13 protein-coding genes are annotated in these 16,784 nt (G+C 67.8%); 6 read left to right on the forward strand and 7 right to left on the reverse strand.

The window, feature by feature from the left end; genetic code table 11:
* Positions 1 to 3 precede the first annotated feature (3 nt).
* Positions 4 to 2,541, reverse strand: a complete 2,538-nt coding sequence (locus JWS13_RS42445) for a polynucleotide kinase-phosphatase (protein ID WP_206011060.1) — start codon at positions 2,539 to 2,541, stop codon at positions 4 to 6.
* Positions 2,534 to 3,961: a 3' terminal RNA ribose 2'-O-methyltransferase Hen1 gene (locus tag JWS13_RS42450; protein WP_206011061.1), complete on the reverse strand. Its 1,428-nt coding sequence runs from the start codon at positions 3,959 to 3,961 to the stop codon at positions 2,534 to 2,536. Before JWS13_RS42450 ends, JWS13_RS42445 begins: the two co-directional genes overlap by 8 nt.
* A 167-nt stretch (positions 3,962 to 4,128) precedes the next feature.
* On the opposite strand from JWS13_RS42450, the gene JWS13_RS42455 reads away from it, so the two are divergent.
* The gene (locus JWS13_RS42455) at positions 4,129 to 5,247 is read left to right on the forward strand and encodes a hypothetical protein (protein WP_241032524.1); all 1,119 of its coding nucleotides are present in this window, start codon (positions 4,129 to 4,131) and stop codon (positions 5,245 to 5,247) included.
* Here JWS13_RS42455 and JWS13_RS42460 read toward each other — a convergent pair.
* Both JWS13_RS42460 and JWS13_RS42465 read right to left on the reverse strand, forming a co-directional pair.
* Complete coding sequence (locus JWS13_RS42460; RefSeq protein WP_206011062.1) at positions 5,240 to 5,446, reverse strand: hypothetical protein; 207 nt, start codon at positions 5,444 to 5,446, stop codon at positions 5,240 to 5,242. The two genes, JWS13_RS42455 and JWS13_RS42460, sit on opposite strands and share 8 nt — an antisense overlap.
* Entirely contained in the window at positions 5,443 to 5,697 is a 255-nt protein-coding gene (locus JWS13_RS42465; protein WP_206011063.1) for a hypothetical protein, read from the reverse strand. Before JWS13_RS42465 ends, JWS13_RS42460 begins: the two co-directional genes overlap by 4 nt.
* 227 nt (positions 5,698 to 5,924) lie before the next feature.
* On the opposite strand from JWS13_RS42465, the gene JWS13_RS42470 reads away from it, so the two are divergent.
* Positions 5,925 to 6,113 carry a ChaB family protein gene (locus JWS13_RS42470; protein ID WP_072941588.1) on the forward strand — a complete coding sequence of 63 codons (189 nt, stop codon included), beginning with the start codon at positions 5,925 to 5,927 and terminating at the stop codon, positions 6,111 to 6,113.
* A 59-nt stretch (positions 6,114 to 6,172) separates the two neighbouring features.
* On the opposite strand, the gene JWS13_RS42475 is transcribed toward JWS13_RS42470, so the two are convergent.
* Positions 6,173 to 6,898: a GntR family transcriptional regulator gene (locus tag JWS13_RS42475; protein ID WP_206011064.1), complete on the reverse strand. Its 726-nt coding sequence runs from the start codon at positions 6,896 to 6,898 to the stop codon at positions 6,173 to 6,175.
* 51 nt (positions 6,899 to 6,949) lie between these two features.
* Between JWS13_RS42475 and JWS13_RS42480 the strand changes: the two genes are divergently transcribed.
* Positions 6,950 to 9,799, forward strand: coding sequence for an FAD-binding and (Fe-S)-binding domain-containing protein (locus tag JWS13_RS42480; protein ID WP_206011065.1), 2,850 nt, complete (start codon positions 6,950 to 6,952; stop codon positions 9,797 to 9,799).
* A gap of 70 nt (positions 9,800 to 9,869) precedes the next feature.
* Here the strand turns inward: JWS13_RS42480 and JWS13_RS42485 are convergent, their stop codons facing one another.
* On the reverse strand, positions 9,870 to 11,261 hold the full coding sequence (locus JWS13_RS42485; RefSeq protein ID WP_206011066.1) for an amino acid permease: 1,392 nt from the start codon (positions 11,259 to 11,261) through the stop codon (positions 9,870 to 9,872).
* Between the two features lie 272 nt (positions 11,262 to 11,533).
* Between JWS13_RS42485 and JWS13_RS42490 the strand changes: the two genes are divergently transcribed.
* Positions 11,534 to 12,664, forward strand: a complete 1,131-nt coding sequence (locus tag JWS13_RS42490; RefSeq protein ID WP_206011067.1) for a PucR family transcriptional regulator — start codon at positions 11,534 to 11,536, stop codon at positions 12,662 to 12,664.
* Between the two features lie 19 nt (positions 12,665 to 12,683).
* On the opposite strand, the gene JWS13_RS42495 is transcribed toward JWS13_RS42490, so the two are convergent.
* Positions 12,684 to 13,601: a LysR family transcriptional regulator gene (locus tag JWS13_RS42495; protein ID WP_206011068.1), complete on the reverse strand. Its 918-nt coding sequence runs from the start codon at positions 13,599 to 13,601 to the stop codon at positions 12,684 to 12,686.
* Positions 13,602 to 13,770: 169 nt separating this feature from the next.
* Here JWS13_RS42495 and hglS point away from each other — a divergent pair, with 169 nt between their 5' ends.
* Together hglS and amaB are read left to right on the forward strand one after the other, a co-directional pair.
* Positions 13,771 to 15,219, forward strand: a complete 1,449-nt coding sequence (gene hglS / locus JWS13_RS42500) for a 2-oxoadipate dioxygenase/decarboxylase (RefSeq protein WP_206011069.1) — start codon at positions 13,771 to 13,773, stop codon at positions 15,217 to 15,219.
* Positions 15,220 to 16,776, forward strand: coding sequence for an L-piperidine-6-carboxylate dehydrogenase (gene amaB / locus JWS13_RS42505; RefSeq protein ID WP_206011070.1), 1,557 nt, complete (start codon positions 15,220 to 15,222; stop codon positions 16,774 to 16,776).
* The last annotated feature ends 8 nt before the right edge of the window (positions 16,777 to 16,784 follow it).

The raw sequence follows: 16,784 nt of genomic DNA on the forward strand, positions 1-16,784 counted from the left end.
CGGCTACAACCGTGGGTCCACCGGCTCGGACTCGAGCGCCAGAACCGCGAACACCGTTTCGTGCACTCGCCACAGCGGGTCGCCTTCGGTGAGCCGGGTCAGCGCCTCGAGACCGAGCGCATGTTCGCGCAGGGCCATCGATCGTTTGCGGCCGAGTGATCGGTCGCGGAGAACATCGAGGTTCTCGGTGTAATCGGGGCCGTAGATGATTCGCAGGTATTCCCGTCCCCGCACTTTGATGCCCGGCTGAATCCTGCGGTGCGCCAGTTCTGCGGGTGTCGGGCCGAGTGGCTTGACGACCATGCCCTCACCGCCGGCATCGGTCAGTTGCGACCACCAGGTGGTCGCCGCGTCGCGTGACTCGTCGGACGTGAGATCGACGAACTGGTGCCTGGTCGCGGCGATGAGGGGATCGTCGAGTGTCGCCAGCTTCGCGAGGTGCCAGGAGTGCGGTTCGGTGACTGCGGTTGCGCGGCCTTCGCAGGCGAGGATGTGGAACGGCGCGAGCCGCACTCCGTCCAGGCCGGTCACCGGCCAGCAGTACCGCGCGTATGCGTCCCTGAAAAGTCGGGCGTTGGCCGCGCGGGTTCGGTTGTGAGCCAACAGGTCTGCGACGTCCAATCCCCGCGCCGCAGCCCGTTCCAGCGCGGTGATCGCGTCCGGCAGCGCTGCACCCGCCGCGGCGCCGACCGACGCGTATTGGCTGCGGATCAGTTCTCCCGCCTTCGCCGACCACGGCAGCAGTTCGCAATCGAGCGCCAGCCACGACGACCCGAGGTCGTCCATCAGCGGCCTGCACGCGGTGCGGAGCCGCGCCACCAGTTCGCTCATCGTGGCCGGGTCGTCGAAGAACGGTCGGCCGGTGCGGGTGTAGACGATCCCCGAGCTTCCGTCGGTGACACCGAACCGCTCCGCCGCGGTTGCGGCATCGCGGGCCAGCACGGCGATCGCCCGGGAACCCATGTGCTTCTCCTCGCACACGATGTCGGTGACCCCACTCGCCGCGAACTCGGCGAAGGCCTGCGCCGGGTGTTCCAGGTAGCCGTCGAGGTTCGAGGTGGCCGGCGGAGCCATGGTCGGCGGCAGGTAGACCAGCCAGCGCGGGTCGACGGTGAACCGGCTCATGATCTCGAGCGCGGCGGCGGAGTTCTCCTCACGCACCTTGATGCGTCCCTTGTTGTAGCGGACGTCGAGGTGCCGTGTTCCGCGCACGTCGTCGATCGACAACAGGGCCGGATCGCGATGCGTCCGACGACCCGGTGCGGCCCGCCCCGTGTCGAGTGGTCGCGCCGGTTCGAACCACACCTGCTCGGCCGGAACTGACACGATGTCCTTGCCGGGGTAGCGCAGGGCGGTCAGCTTGCCGCCGAAGACGACCCCGGTGTCGAGGCAGATGGTGTTGTTGATCCACTCGGTCTCCGGAACAGGGGTGTGGCCGTAGACGACGACGGCCCGCCCGCGGTACTCGTGGGCCCACGGGTAGCGCACCGGTAGCCCGTACTCGTCGGTCTCGCCGGTGGTGTCGCCATAGAGGGCGAACGAACGAACCCGCGCCGATGCGCGGCCGTGGTAGGCCTCCTTCAGCCCGGCATGCGCGACCACCAGATTTCCGCCGTCGAGTTCGTAGTGGCTGATCAGACCGTCGATGAACGCGTGCGCGGACTTACGGAAGTCGTCGGATTCCGCGGCGAGCTGATCGAGCGACTCCTGCAGCCCGTGCGAGGCGGCGACCTTACGGCCGTGCAGCGCCCGGGCGAGTTTCTGTTCGTGATTGCCCGAGACGCACAGCGCCGTTCCTGCCGCCACCATGCCCATCACCAGGCGCAGCACTCCCGGGGTGTCCGGTCCGCGGTCGACCAGGTCGCCGACGAACACAGCGGTCCGCCCCTCGGGGTGGTAGGCGCCGGCGCCGTCGGGCTGGAGCTGCCAGCCGAGTTCCCGCAGCAGCGTTTCCAGTTCGCTTCGGCAGCCGTGGACGTCGCCGATGATGTCGAACGGTCCGGTCAGATCCCGCTTGTCGGTCCAGGCCTTCTCGGTCGACACCGTCGCCGAGTCGATGGCATCGACTCCGGAGAGCACGTGCACTCGCCGGAAGCCTTCGCGGCCGATCTTCGGCAGCGACCGCCGAAGGTCCTTGTGCTGCCGTCGGATCACGTGTGCACCGAAGTCGCGGTCCGGTCGGGTCGCGTTGCGCGCGATCGCGACGTCGTCGGGAACGTCGATCACGATCCCGTCCACCAGGACGTCGTGGGACTTGGCCAGGTCGATCAATGCCTTGCGCGCTTCGCGCTGCACATTGGTGGCATCGACGACCGTGAGCAGCCCGCGCCGCAGCCTGGTCCCGGCGATGTAGAGCAGCACGTCGAAGGCATCCGAGGTTGCGGACTGGTCGTTTTCGTCGTCGGCGACCAGACCCCGGCAGAAGTCGGACGACAGCACCTGGGTGGGGGCGAAATGCTGTGCGGCGAAGCTGGATTTGCCGCTGCCGGACACACCCACGAGAACCACCAGCGACAGTGCCGGTACAGAGATGTCAGGCATCGGCGCCACCCGCTCGTGCGAAAACCGCCATCTGGGTCGGTGGACCGACCTCGGGGTCGTCGTCGCCGACCGGCCGGAAATCGGCGGTGTATCCGTGGACCCGGCAGACGTTGCCTGCCCACGAACGGAATTCGGCCCGCGACCACTCGAAGCGGTGGTCTCGGTGACGCATTCCCACGAGGTCGGCGTACCGCACGTTGTACTCGGAGTTGGGTGTCGTCACGATGACGTGCGCGGGCCGCGCAGCACCGAAGATCACCTGTTCGAGTGCGGTGAGCCGCGGCGGGTCGATGTGCTCGATGACCTCCATCAACACGGCCGCGTCGTAACCGGCGAACCTGTGGTCGGTGTAGGTGAGGGCCGCCTGGAACAGCTGCAGACGCTCGCGGCGGCGCTCCGGCATGCGATCGAGCCGCAGCCGGCGTGCCGCGATCGTCAGCGCCCGGGTCGACACGTCCACCCCGGCGATCTCGGTGAAACGGGGATCGTCGAGCAGCGCGGAAACGAGTTGACCGGAACCGCATCCGAGGTCGATGACCGTGCGGGCCTCGAGTTCGCCGAGGGCTTCGAGGACCGCCTCGCGCCGAAGCAGGTTCAGCGGCGGGGCGGCCACGGTTTCCGCCGCGACCGCCGCGTCGCTGCCGGGCTCCTCGTCGACCGGTGGTTCCAACCGCTCCGCCACGTCGTCGCCGAGTTCGGCGAGCCGCTCGAACGCCGAGCGCGTCAGGGCGGACTGATGCCGCAGGTAACGGCGGGTGATGAGGGTTCTCTCCGGGTGCTCCGCGAGCCAGGATCCACCGGCCCGGATCAGCTTGTCGACCTCGTCGGAGGCGACCCAATAGTGTTTGGCGTCGTCCAGCACCGGAAGCAATACGTACAGGTGATTGAGAGCGTCGGCGAGCCGGATGTCGCCGCGCAGGGTGAGCCGGACATAGCGGGAGTCGCCCCATTCCGGAAACGCATCGTCGAGCGGAACGGGGCGTGCCTCGACGGTCCACCCCAGCGGGGTGAAGAGTTGTTCGGCCAGTTCCGGTCCACCGCGACACGGCAGTGCGGGCAGCGAAATCTCCAGGGGGATCGGCGTCGCGGCCAACTCCGGCCTGAGGATGCACCGTCCGGCACGGGCAGTGCGGAAGACGTCCGCCAACGCCACCGACAGCAGCGACGACACGGCGTACGGCCGGTCGTTGACGTACTGGCCGAGCGCGTAGTCGGCGGACCTGCCCGACGTGCGAGCGAGCCGGATCGCATCGACATCGAGCAACAGCGCTGCCGTGCAACGATTTTCGTTCGCCTCGGGATAGAACACGCGTACGACACCGCAGGATTGGGTGAACTCCTGAACCCGATCGGGGTGCTTGTGCAGCAGGTACCCGAGATCGGTTGCCGGGCGCGCCGTCGTGGAAATGGTCAGGATCACCAGGCACAGTCTGCCGTAGGCAGGGCGTCCGCCGCACCCAGTTTTCGGCCGAGGAGGCGGCCTCCTGGGTTACGGTGAGCAAGGATGGGGGAGAGAAGTTGTGGCCGAGGACCGGAAGCGGAGTTGGCGGGACAGCGCAGTACCCGACGCGGATACCGGGGTGTGCTGTGGTCGAATCGCCCTCGGATCCTGAACGTGTCAACTTCGCCGTCGTCGGCTCGCAGGAGTACGACAACCCGAAGTATCCGTGGTTCTCCAGGGCGAAGGCGGCAGCGATGACGCAAGCCGTCGTCAGTGCGTTGCCGGACTCGGTGGAGTTGGTCTTCGCCAGTCCACGCGAGTCTCTGGAGTTCGAGCCGATCGCCGATTACGACGGGTCCACCTTCCCCCGGGAGAGTGATGCGGACCTGTTCAGCGGATCGACCACTGCCCGCGGCTCGCTGATCCGGGACGGGCACGTCGGAACGTTGACGGTCGATGTTCGGGCCTGGGACCGTCCCGTCCCGCCCTGCGTGGCAGGGGCGTTGGATCGACGCGACAGCCTCCCGGACGGTACGGTGCTCGATTCGCTGGACAGCTGGTTCGAGATCAACGGGGTCCGCACACTCGAGCGCACCGTCGTCGCTTACCGTCCCGACGGCACCCGGATCGTGGCCACGGCCGGCGACGCCGACTACACCGACCCGAGGACGGGCACCAAGCACAGCGGACACATTCCCTTGACCCTCGACGAGTTGACTGCGATCGCCACCGCGCCGCCGCTGACGGTGACGGCGCCGGTCGTCCCGGCCTTACCGCTCATGCCGTCCTGCGGGGCGAACACCGAGGGAAACGGGCCGGAGTTGACCCGTGAGAAGGTGGCCCGGCTCGACCGGGCGCTCGAAGCGCGATGGGCGGGTATGCCGAGCAACAGCGATCTCACCCTTGACCGACCGATCGGATCACTCCGGTTGACCGACTTCGGTAAGGACAACGTCTGCGAGGTGGTCACCGTGGAATCTCCCGCCGGGGTCGGGCGCCTGGATATTGCCGTCGTCAGCGGCCGATCCGCGGCTTCTCCGCAGGACGAGTACCTGAACGAGATCGATCCGGATCGCGCCATTACCAGGTTGCCCGACGGATCCACTGTCACTCGCGCGGTCTACCTCTCCAACGGCGGCAGCGCCTACTTCTCCATCACCCTTCCCACCACCCAACAGGTCATCATCAGCACCACCCCCATCGGGGGTTCCACCGCGCCGAACTCGACCTGGGCTGAACGCAGACGAAGTCCATCCGTCACATGATGTCGAAGATGCGTTCTTCCGGGACGCCGGCGTTCTGTGCCGAGGTGACGGCGTCGAGGAGGTCGTCGGTGAGTTGCTCGAAGGTGGCGGTGCGGACCCGTTCCGGGGGTCGGTCGCTCGGGTGGGTGGTCAGGAAGCAGTGCAGCATCGCGCACGTGTCGCGCACGTGTTCGAGCGCCCGGCGTTGGTCGTCGTTCACTGCAGGTCCGATTGGCGGTCGACGCTCGGCGCCCGCGTGTCGTGAGGTTCCCTGTGGGGACAGGCGTGGTCGACCGCCCGCAGCAGTTCGTGGGTGAGTCGTCGGTAGGTGGAGAGCCATCGGTGGTCGACGGGTTCGTCGCGCAGGTATGCAGTCAAGGTGGCGGTGTTCTCGCCGGTATCCAACCATCGGCGTAGGTCGGTGGTGCGATCCTGGACGTGCTGCAACAAAGAGTGTGGCGAAACGGGCATCGAGTCTCCTCTGGTGCGGAATTCCCTTCGGCGAGAATGAATTTCACAGGGCGGCGAGCTTCCCGAGCCATTGTTGCCTATACCGGTGTCCGATGCTGGTGTTTCCCGGTCTGTGTCGCCGCTGTCGGGAGTCGGAAAACTTGCCCAACTCCGGTTCCGTCGCGGTGGTACCGGGCGGACAATCGATGGGTACGACATCAAGCCCATGACCGAGAAGGAGTGGAGCCGTGAATCGGACCGACCTCCCACAGACACTGCGGAGATCATCGAAGGAGGTGCAGGCCGCTTTCGCCACGGCACACGAGACAGCCGTTCGGCGGTACGGCGAGGGCGAGGAGGCTCAACGTGCGGCATACGGCGAGCTCAAACAATCGTTCGAACTCGTGACCGACCACTGGGTGCCCAAGCAGGACTGATGTCGCACCCGTGAGTACTTGTCAACCGCCGGCCGTTGACAAGTACTCACGGGTGGAGGTCAGACGACGGCCGACCAGATCTCGTCGACGGACGGATCGGACGCCTCCGTGCGGAGAGCCTGTGCGACGAGCAGGCGTCCGGTGTTTTCGAGGTGCCTGCGCATCGCGGCTTCGGCCTCGTCGGGTTGACCGGCGATGATCGCGTCGATGACGGGTGTGTGCTCGTCGTCGATGTCGGTGAGGGTTCTGGTCTTGTCGGCGGTGTTGGCCCCGAGTAGCCGGGTGGTCTCGCGCAGTGTCTTGACGATCGCGCGGGCCCGGGTGTTGTCGGCGGCGTCGAGGATCAGGTCGTGGAGTCCGAGGTCGTGGTGGGCGAATTCGTGTTCGTTGCCGATGGCGGCCGCGTCCCGCATCAGGCGTTGCCGGCGGAGCAGTGCGTCCGACAAGGCGGGGTCGGATGCGGTCGCGGCCTTGCGGACGGCGGGAAGTTCCAGCGCCAATCGGACTGCGAAGATCTCGGCGATCTCCTTGGGCTGGGGGAGCAGGATGCGGAAGCCCTGCCGAGCCTCGAACTTGATGAGTCCCACTTCTTCGAGGCGGAGCAGCGCGTCGCGCACGGGGGTGCGGGAGATGCCCAGGCCCTCGGCGAGTTGGTAGACCGAGTACTTCACTCCCGGCTTCATGCGGCCGTCGTCGATGGCGGCCCGCACGGCCGCGATCGCCTGCTCCATCCGTCGTCCCGGGAACGGGGTGAGCGGTTCGAGTTCGAGCGCTTCGTCTGCCACCCGATCACTGTAACAACACGGGACTGTTCGTAGCATGCTAGAAGCTGTAGCATGCTACGAATGATCACCGCTGAATCACTGGCCGCTGAGCTGCGCAGTTCTGGAGTGAGCGATGTTCTCTCCGACGGCACGACCCGCGCCGCCTATTCGTCCGACGCATCTCTGTACCGGGTGCGACCGCTGGTCGTCGCGCGGCCGCGGCACGCCGACGAGGTCGCGGCGGCCCTCGCGGTGTGCCGCCGGGAGGGTGTGCCGCTGACCAGTCGTGGAGGCGGCACCTCGGTGGCAGGCAACGCGGTCGGGACGGGACTGATCCTGGACTTCAGCCGGCACATGAACCGGGTGCTCTCGATCGACACGGACGCACAGACCGCGACGGTGGAGCCGGGCACGATTCAGACGGTGCTGCAGCAGGCAGTGGCACCGCACGGCCTGCGATTCGGCCCAGATCCATCGACGTTCACGCGCTGCACGATCGGCGGCATGATCGGCAACAACGCGTGCGGGTCCCGCACCCTCGGTTACGGCCGGACCTCGGACAACGTGACGGGTCTACATGTGCTCACCGGGACCGGGGAGTCGCTGCAACTGGGCGCGCCCGGCGAGGTGACGGCATCCCCGGCACTGAGTGCATTGCAGCAGGTCACCCGCGCCGGCCTGGCGACCATCCGCACCGAACTCGGCCGATTCGGCCGTCAGGTGTCCGGCTACGCCCTCGAACATCTCCTGCCGGAGAACCGGTTTGACGTGACCCGCATGCTGGTCGGCACCGAGGGCACGCTCGCCGTCGCGACCCGGGCCACGGTTCGGCTGGTGTCCGAGCCCGCCCACCGCGTTCTGGTCGTCCTGGGATACCCCGACATCGCGGCGGCCGGAGACGCCACCCCGCTGGTGCTGAAGTTCGATCCGACGGCCTGCGAGGGGATCGATTCCCGAATCGTCGACGTCGTGCGCGAGCGGCGCGGCCCGGGCGCGGTGCCGCCGCTGCCAACGGGGGCGGCGTGGCTGTTCGTCGAGGTCGTCGGCGAAGATCTCGACGAGACGATCGCCCGGGCCCAGCAGGTCGGACGCGACTGCGGCGCCGTGGACAGCCTCGTGGTCACCGACGCCGCCCGCACCGCGCAGTTGTGGCGGATCCGGGCCGACGGAGCCGGGCTCGCCGGGCGCAGCCCCGCCGGACTGCCCGCGCACGCGGGGTGGGAGGACGCGGCCGTGCCACCGGCAATGCTGGGTAACTACCTCCGCGACTTCGATGCCCTCATGGACGACTACAACGTCACCGGCCTGCCGTACGGGCATTTCGGCGACGGCTGCCTGCACGTGCGCATCGACTGGCCGCTCGACGAGCCCGGCGGCAGCGGCATCTTCCGGGAGTTCCTGGTCGCGGCAAGCACACTGGTCGCCGGCTACGGCGGTTCCCTGTCCGGTGAGCACGGTGACGGCCGCGCCCGCAGTGAACTCTTGCCGCTGATGTACTCACCGGACGCGATGACACTCTTCGCCGCCGTCAAGCACGTCTTCGACCCCGACAACATCCTCAACCCGGGTGTCGTCGTCGACCCCCGCCCCGTCGACGCGGATCTGCGGGTGCCGGCCGCCCCGCTCGTGCGCCGCCCACTCGCGATGGCCTATCACCACGACGACGGCGACTTCACCCAGGCCGTGCACCGCTGCACCGGCGTCGGGAAGTGCCGGGCCGACAACACCGCCACCGGCGGTGTGATGTGCCCGTCGTATCAGGCGACACGGGAGGAGAAGGACTCCACCCGCGGCCGTGCACGCGTGCTGCAGGAGATGATCAACGGCACCGCCGTCGACGGAGGCTGGCGTTCGCCGGAGGTCCACAACGCCCTCGACCTGTGCCTGTCCTGCAAGGGGTGTTCCTCGGACTGCCCGACCGGGGTCGACATGGCCGCGTTCAAAGCCGAAGTGCTGCACCAGAGCTACCAGGGTCGCATCCGCCCCGCCTCCCACTACTCGCTGGGGTGGCTCCCGCGCTGGGCGAAGATCGCCAGCCGTGCCCCCGGTCCGGTCAACGCCCTGATGCGCGTTCCCGGCATCGGACCGCTGGCGTTGTCGTCGGCCGGAGTGGACAGGCGCCGCACCATCCCCCCGTTCGCGAAGCAGACGTTCCGGTCCTGGTTCAAGGCCACCGAGAACGACCGTGCCACCACCGGTGACCCGGTGCTGCTGTTCGTGGACTCGTTCACCAACTACTTCACCCCCGAGGTCGGGCACGCCACCGTGCGGGTGCTCGAGGCCGCCGGGTACCGACCGCAGTTGACCGACAAACAGCAGTGCTGCGGACTGACCTGGATCTCGACCGGGCAGCTCACCGCGGCGAAGAAGATCCTCGGACGCACCGTGGACGCACTGTCCGGCAGCGCCGCGGCCGGAATCCCGATCGTCGGCATGGAGCCGTCCTGCACCGGGGTGCTGCGCTCGGACGCCGCGGAACTGCTCGGCAGGGCGGCCGCCGACCCGGTCGCCGAGGCCACCCGCACCCTGGCCGAACTGTTGACGGACCGAGGGTGGGAACCGCCGTCCCTCGAGGGTAAATCCGTTGTCGCGCAGCCGCACTGCCACCACCATTCGGTGATGGGGTGGAGTCCGGACGCGCAGCTCCTGGAGAAGGCCGGTGCACAGGTCCAGCGGTTGGGTGGATGCTGTGGCCTGGCCGGGAACTTCGGCGTCGAGAAGGGGCACTACGAGGTGTCGGTGGCCGTCGCCGAACAGCAGCTTCTCCCCGCCGTGGCCGGAGCCGACGCCGACACCACCATCCTCGCGGACGGATACTCCTGCCGCACCCAGCTCGCGGATCTGACCGATCGCCGCGGCGACCACCTGGCGCAGCTGCTCGCCGCGCAGCTCGACGCGGACCGTGCGCGCCGACGGGACTGAACCTCGGGTGCTCGCACGGAAAGGGGCGGCGGCAGGAGACGGTGTGTCTCGCCTGCCGCCGCCCCGGGTGCTAGTTCGTGACGGGTGCGGGGTGGCTGGTGACGGGTGGGTTGAGTCGTCGGCGGAGTCGGTAGGCGATCAGAGTCGCGACCAGCGCGGCGACGCTGAGGGAGATCTGGGATCGGGTTGTCTCGACGTAGAACATCGAGACCAGGACGGCGACGATGCTGCCGGCGGCGAGAATCGACAGGTACGGGAACAGCCACATTTTCAGGCGGAGCCGGGCGACTTCGTCGGGGGTCATCAGGCCGCGGAGTTTGATCTGCGACATCGCGATCATGAGGTAGACCATGAGGATGGTGGCGCCGGAGGCGTTGAGGAGAAACGCGAAGACGGTGTCGGGGGAGAGGTAGTCCAGGCCGATGCAGGCGAAACCGACGAGGGTTGCCAGGAGCAGCGAGTTGCGGGGGACGCCGTGTCTGTCGAGTTTGGCGATGCCGTGCGGGGCGTCGCCTTTGTGGGCGAGGGTGAAGAGCATTCGGGAGGAGGTGTAGAGCCCGGAGTTGAGGCAGGACAGTACGGCGACGAGGATGACGGCATTCATGATGTCGGGTCCGCCGGGAATGCCCATGTGGGCGAGGGCGTCGACGAAGGGGGATTGGCCGATCTCGACGTCGGTCCAGGGAACGATGATGGCGAGCAACAGCACCGAGCCGATGTAGAAGAATCCGATGCGGGCGATGACGGAGTTGGTGGCTTTGGCGACGGCTTTTTCGGGTTCGGCGGATTCGGCTGCGGCGATCGTCGCGATTTCCGGGCCGACCATGGAGAAGACTGCGACGACGACGCCGGAGAGAATGACCGTCCAGCCGTTGGGGGCGAAGCCGCCGAGGTCGGTGAGGTTGCTGACGTCGGCGGTGTGGCCGGGCCAGAGGCCGAAGACGTAGGCCGCGCCGAGACCGAGGAACAGCAGGGTCGCGCCGACTTTGATTCCCGCGAACCAGTATTCGAATTCGCCGAAGTTGCGGACCGAACGGAGATTGGTGGCGACCATGGCAAGCAGCAGAACGGTGGCCATCATCCAGGAGGGCAGGTCGATCCAGCGTTGGAGGAGTTTGCCGCCGATGACGGCTTCGGCGCCGACGGCGACGACCCAGAAGAACCAGTAGAGCCAGCCGGTGGTGAAACCGGCCCAGCCGCCGAAGGCCTTGCGGGCGTAGCCGGCGAACGATCCGGTCGACGGATTGGTGGTGGCCATTTCGCCGAGCATGCGCATCACGAGGACGATGACGACGCCGGTGACGCCGTAGGAGATGAAGGCTGCGGGTCCGGAGGTGTGCAGCAGGGCGCTCGAGCCCACGAAGAGGCCTGCGCCGACGACGCCGCCGATCGCGATCATTGTCAGGTGGCGTTGCTTCAGAGACTTCTGCAACGTCTCGGGCGGTTGTTCGTGAATGGACATCACACGCTCCAAAGGTCGAGTCGGACACGAGGGCGATCGGGCGCGATCCGTTCTGCGGTGGTCGGACGCTCCGACAGAGGATGTGCCGAGGCCGAAGCCTGGCGAGATGGCGAACTTCCGTTCGTGTGTGACCAACGTAACGGCGCAACACGTAGCATGCTAGGGACAGCTGCCAGAATTTTCGGCCCCGGCGCTCAGACACTTGTATGGCCGACTCGGAATGATCGCAGTAAGTATTGCCCACGAAATATGCCGTTCACGGAGATGGTGAAGTGACTCTCGATGAAGTGGTCGCCGAGGTGGCCGAACGACTGTCGGCGTCGGTGGTGCTGGTCGATCGGGCCTTTTCGCTGATGGCCTACAGCACCCAGTCGCCGGGCGTCGACAGGGACCGGGTGCAGTCGATCCTCACCCGGAGTTGTCCGCCGGAAGCGCGTGCATGGTACGAGAGTTTCGGCATCGCCGATAGCATGCGCCCGGTCACCACGCCCGAGAATCCGCAGATCGAGGCGTCGTCACGGATCTGCCTCCCGGCCCGCTACGCCGGTTCGGCGTACGGGTATCTGTTCGTCCTACCGGACGAGAACAGCACGGTGTCCGATCGTGATCTGACTGCCGCGATGTCCCTGGCCGGTCAGGCGGGCGCTCACCTCGCGCATACTTCGCGGGGCCGCGACGATCTGGCGGTAGACGTCGCCGACCTCCTGGAAGGGGACAGGAAGGCGTTCGCCCGTGCGCTTGCTCGCATCGAAGACTCCGGACTCTTTCCCGATGGCGGCGCGCTGACCGTGCTGGCCGTCGACGGTCTCCTGCCCGCCCCCGGCACGCGCAGTCTGCTGGCGCCGATCGGATCGCTGACCGCCGTCGTGGTGCCTGCGGCGGACGGCGCCGTCGACCCTGTCCGGTCCATCGCCGAAAGCGGTGCGGGCGCCGGAGCGCTGGTCGGAGTGGGAGGGTCTTGTCGAGGGCTGCGTTCGGCCCGGCGGAGCTGGCAGCAAGCCAAGCTGGGTGCCCGGGTCGCCCGGCACGACGAGTCGACGGGACCGATCGCCTACTGGGAAGAGCTCGGCATCTATCGGCTGGCCTCGTGCGGGCCCACCGGCGTCCTCGCCGATGCAGTCCTCACGCCGTCGGTGCGGGCCCTGCTCGACCACCGCAACATCGACCTGCTCGCCACCGCCCAGACCTATCTCGACCAGGCCGGCGATACCGGCGCCACCGCCGCGATCCTCGGCATCCACCGTCAGACCCTGTACTACCGGCTTGCGAAAATCGAGGAGGTCACCGGCCTCGACCTGTCTTTGGGCGCGCAGCGACTCGAGTTACACGTCGGCCTCACACTGGGACGCTTCATCGCCGAGCACCAGGGTGCACGGGACACCTCCACCGGCCAGGAGAACTGACTTCCCCTCGGTAGAGTCCTCATCGCGTCTCGGCCGTGGTTACGACGGCACGCACGATCTCGGTGACGGCCCGCACGGTGGGCCGGATCTCCGAGCCGGCGAGCCGCAGGAGCACGATCCGCCTGCCGATCTCCTGGGCGAGGTCGACCCGGACGATCGGTACCGAGCTGTTGAGCTTGATCATCATGTCCGTTACCGGAGCCGCGCCCAGCCCCTCCGCGGCCAGTGCCAGGGAAACGGCGGTGTCGACGATCTCGTGCCGTGCGATCGGTTCGAATCCTTCCTGCCGGCAGGCGATTCGGATGGCGCGACCGAACTGGGTTTCCGCGGGCGGCAGGATCCAGTTCCAGTCCGCGGCCTCGCGCAGATCGATCGTGCACTCGGTGCGGATGCCGTATGCCCCGGAGGAGACGGCGAGTCCGAATCGCTCGCTGCGCAGGGTGATCATCTCGATATCCGGAGTGCGGGGCATCGGCGCGTTGGGGTAGTCCAGCCCGAAAGCGACGTCGACCTGTCCGCGCTGGACCGCGGTGGCGGCGTCGTCGACGTCGAGTTCGCGGCTGCTGAGGGCTAGGTGCGGGTACTCGCGCTGCGCGGCGGCCACCACCGGCGGCAGCAGCGCAGCGGCGGTACTGCCGAAGGTGCCGAGCAGAAGGGGCGCAGCAACGTCGTCGTGGACTGCGCGGAGCGCGTCGAGGGCGGTCTGTTCCGCGCTCAGGATTTTCACGGCGTGTTCGGCCAGGACGACCCCGGAATCGGTGAGGACGACGTTGCGTCCCACCTTGGTGACGAGTTGCGAGCCGACGGCCTTCTCCAACGCTGCGATCTGCTGGGATACGGCGCCCGCGGTGTATCCGAGTTCTTCGGCGACCGCGACCATCGTTCCGCGCCGGGCCAGTTCGCGGAGCGTGACGAGGTGGGCCAGACTCATGTTCATATAGGGATCCTAAACGGTTGTGGCTAGTTTTCGTCGCTGGTGCTATTCAATCCGGCACGCCACGATGAACGAGCGGGAACGAAACGTCGAACTGCCGCACTGTTCGAAAACCCTCCGGCACAACACGACTTCGCTCTCACCCGACCCCATCGACCCTGGAGTTGCACGCATGCCGATCACCCAGCAGTGGGAACTGCGCGCCGAGTTCGCTCGCCGCCTCTCGCACATGTACGGGAAGGAAGTTCCCGCCTACACCACGTTGCTCGAGGTCTCGCAGGCCGTCAACGACGCCGTGCTGTCGCGTCCCGGTGCCGATGCCGAACGGCTGGGCTCGATCGCCCGGGTCACCGCCGAACGCCACGGAGCCATCCGTGTGGGCACCCCACAGGAGATGGCGCAGGTGGCACGCGTGTTCGCGGCCATGGGCATGTACCCGGTCGGGTTCTACGACCTGCGCGAGGCGGCTGCCAGTTCCGTCCCGGTCGTCTCGACCGCCTTCCGGCCCACGGACCCGGACGAACTGGCGCGCAACCCCTTCCGGGTGTTCACGTCGATGCTCGTCCCCTCGGACCGCCGCTTCTTCAGCGCAGATCTGCAGCGGCGACTCGAGAGTTTCCTCGCCAGGCGCACGCTGTTCACCACCGAACTGCTGGTCCTCGCCGACCGGGCGAGCGAGTACCGGGGGCTGAATTCCGGTGACGCCGAGATGTTCTTGACCCTCGCGACGGCGGCGTTCAAGCTCTCCACCGAGGCCGTCGACCGCGCCTGGTACCGCGAGCTCGAACAGGTGTCGTCGGTGGCCGCCGATATCGGCGGCGTCACCAGCACCCACGTCAACCACCTGACCCCGCGGGTATTGGACATCGACGATCTGTACGCCCGCATGGAGCGTCGCGGCATCGACATGATCGACACGATCCAGGGACCGCCCAGGTGGGCCGGCCCGGATCTGCTGCTGCGTCAGACCTCGTTCCGGGCCCTCGCCGAACCGCGGATGTTCCGCGAGGCCGACGGCAGCGTCGAGGCGGGGTCGCTGCGAGTGCGTTTCGGTGAGGTCGAAGCCCGCGGCATCGCCGCCACCGTCCGCGGCCGGGAAGTCTACGACCGGTTGACCGTCGAGACGGAACAGGCGGTCCGGGAGGCCGCCGCGACGGCACCGGTGTCGGCCGAGGCGCGCAACGCGATCGCCGCGGAGCAGTGGAATCAGCGGATGCCTGCCACCGAGCAGGGATTGGCCCTGCACGACCTCGCCTACTTCACGTACACGGTGAACACCGACAAGCTGCCCAACGGGCACGCGCCGTCCCGGTCGCTGCCGGATCTGATCGACGAGGGCTGGGTCCGCCCCGAGCCGATCGTCTACGAGGACTTCCTGCCGAAGTCCGCCGCCGGGATCTTCCTGTCGAACCTGACGTCGGACGGTCGCAAGGACGACACCCAGTCGACAGCCGCTGTCGACGCCGACTGGATGGAGGGAGTTTTGGGCCGTCCCCTGCACGACCCGTATGCGCTCTACGACGGGGTCCGCCGTGCATCCCTCGCTCGTGTCGCCACCGAACTGCACATCCGCGGACCCATCGAAGTACCTGCACCCATCGCTACCCAAGGAGTCAAGTAAATGAGCACCGCTGTCGCCGACACCATCGCCCTGCCCACCACCGACGAACTGCGTACGCTCGCCCGCACCAGCCTGCAGCGATGTGGGGTCGACCCGGCCGTGCTCGACACCGCCGGGGTGACGAACACCGTCACCGCCCGCACCCCGGTCACCGGGGACGCCCTGTTCGACTACCCGGCCGCCGGCGCTGCCGACGTCGAGGCCGCGATCGACGCCGCCCACGACGCGTTCCTGCAGTGGCGCACCGTTCCCGGCCCCGTCCGCGGATTCCTGATCAAGCGCCTCGGCGAACTGCTCACCGAGCACAAGGAAGACGTCGCCAACCTGATCGGCATCGAGGTCGGCAAGATCCGCTCGGAGGCCCTCGGCGAGGCCCAGGAAATGATCGACATCTGCGACTTCGCGGTCGGACTGTCCCGCCAGCTCGACGGCCGCACCATGCCCTCGGAGCGCCCCGGCCACCGCCTGATGGAGACGTGGCACCCGCTCGGCGTCGTCGGTGTCGTCTCCGCGTTCAACTTCCCGGCTGCGGTGTGGTCCTGGAACCTCGCCCTGGCCATCGTCTGCGGTGACGCGGTGATCTGGAAGCCCGCCCAGCTGACCACCCTGACCGCCGCCGCCTGCTCCGCGCTGTTCGACCGCGCCGCAGCGGAATCGGGCGCACCGGCCAACCTGAACGTCCTCGTCTCGGCGAGTGCCGCCGACACCCAGGCCCTGATCGACAGCCCGAAGGTGCCGCTGATCTCCGCCACCGGCTCCGAGCGGATGGGGGAGCAGATCGCCCCGCGCGTCGCCGCCCGCTTCGGCCGCGCCATCCTCGAACTCGGCGGCAACAACGCCGCGGTCGTCACCCCGTCCGCGGACCTCGATCTCGCCACCCGCGGCATCGTCTTCGCCGCCGCGGGCACCGCAGGTCAGCGGTGCACCTCGATGCGCCGCATCATCGTGCACCGGGACATCGCCGACGAGCTGATCGACCGGATCTCCCAGGTCTACCGGCGCCTCCCGATCGGCGACCCGTTCGCCGACGGCACCCTCGTAGGCCCGCTGATCGACGGCAAGTCACACGCCAACATGACCGAAGCCCTCGAGCAGGCCGTCGCGCAGGGCGGGCAGATCCTCGTCGGTGGTCGGCGCCGGCCCAGCAGCGACAATTCGTACTACGTCGAGCCCGCGATCGTGCGGATGCCGACGCAGAGCGCGATCGTCAAGGACGAAACCTTCGCACCGATCCTCTACGTCCTGACCTACGACACGTTCGAGGAGGCGATCGCTCTGCACAACGACGTCCCGCAGGGTCTGTCGTCGTCGATCTTCACCACCGACCAGCGCGAGGCCGAGCGGTTCATCGCCGCCGACGGTTCGGACTGCGGCATCGTCAACGTCAACATCGGCACGTCCGGAGCCGAGATCGGCGGCGCATTCGGCGGGGAGAAGACCACCGGCGGCGGCCGCGAATCCGGCTCCGACGCGTGGCGCGCCTACATGCGCCGGGCCACGAACACCGTCAACTACTCCCGTGAGCTGCCCCTGGCTCAGGGCGTCAACTTCGCCTGAAACCCCTT

This window comes from Rhodococcus pseudokoreensis, from assembly GCF_017068395.1.
GTDB classification, from domain to species: Bacteria; Actinomycetota; Actinomycetes; order Mycobacteriales; family Mycobacteriaceae; genus Rhodococcus_F; species Rhodococcus_F pseudokoreensis.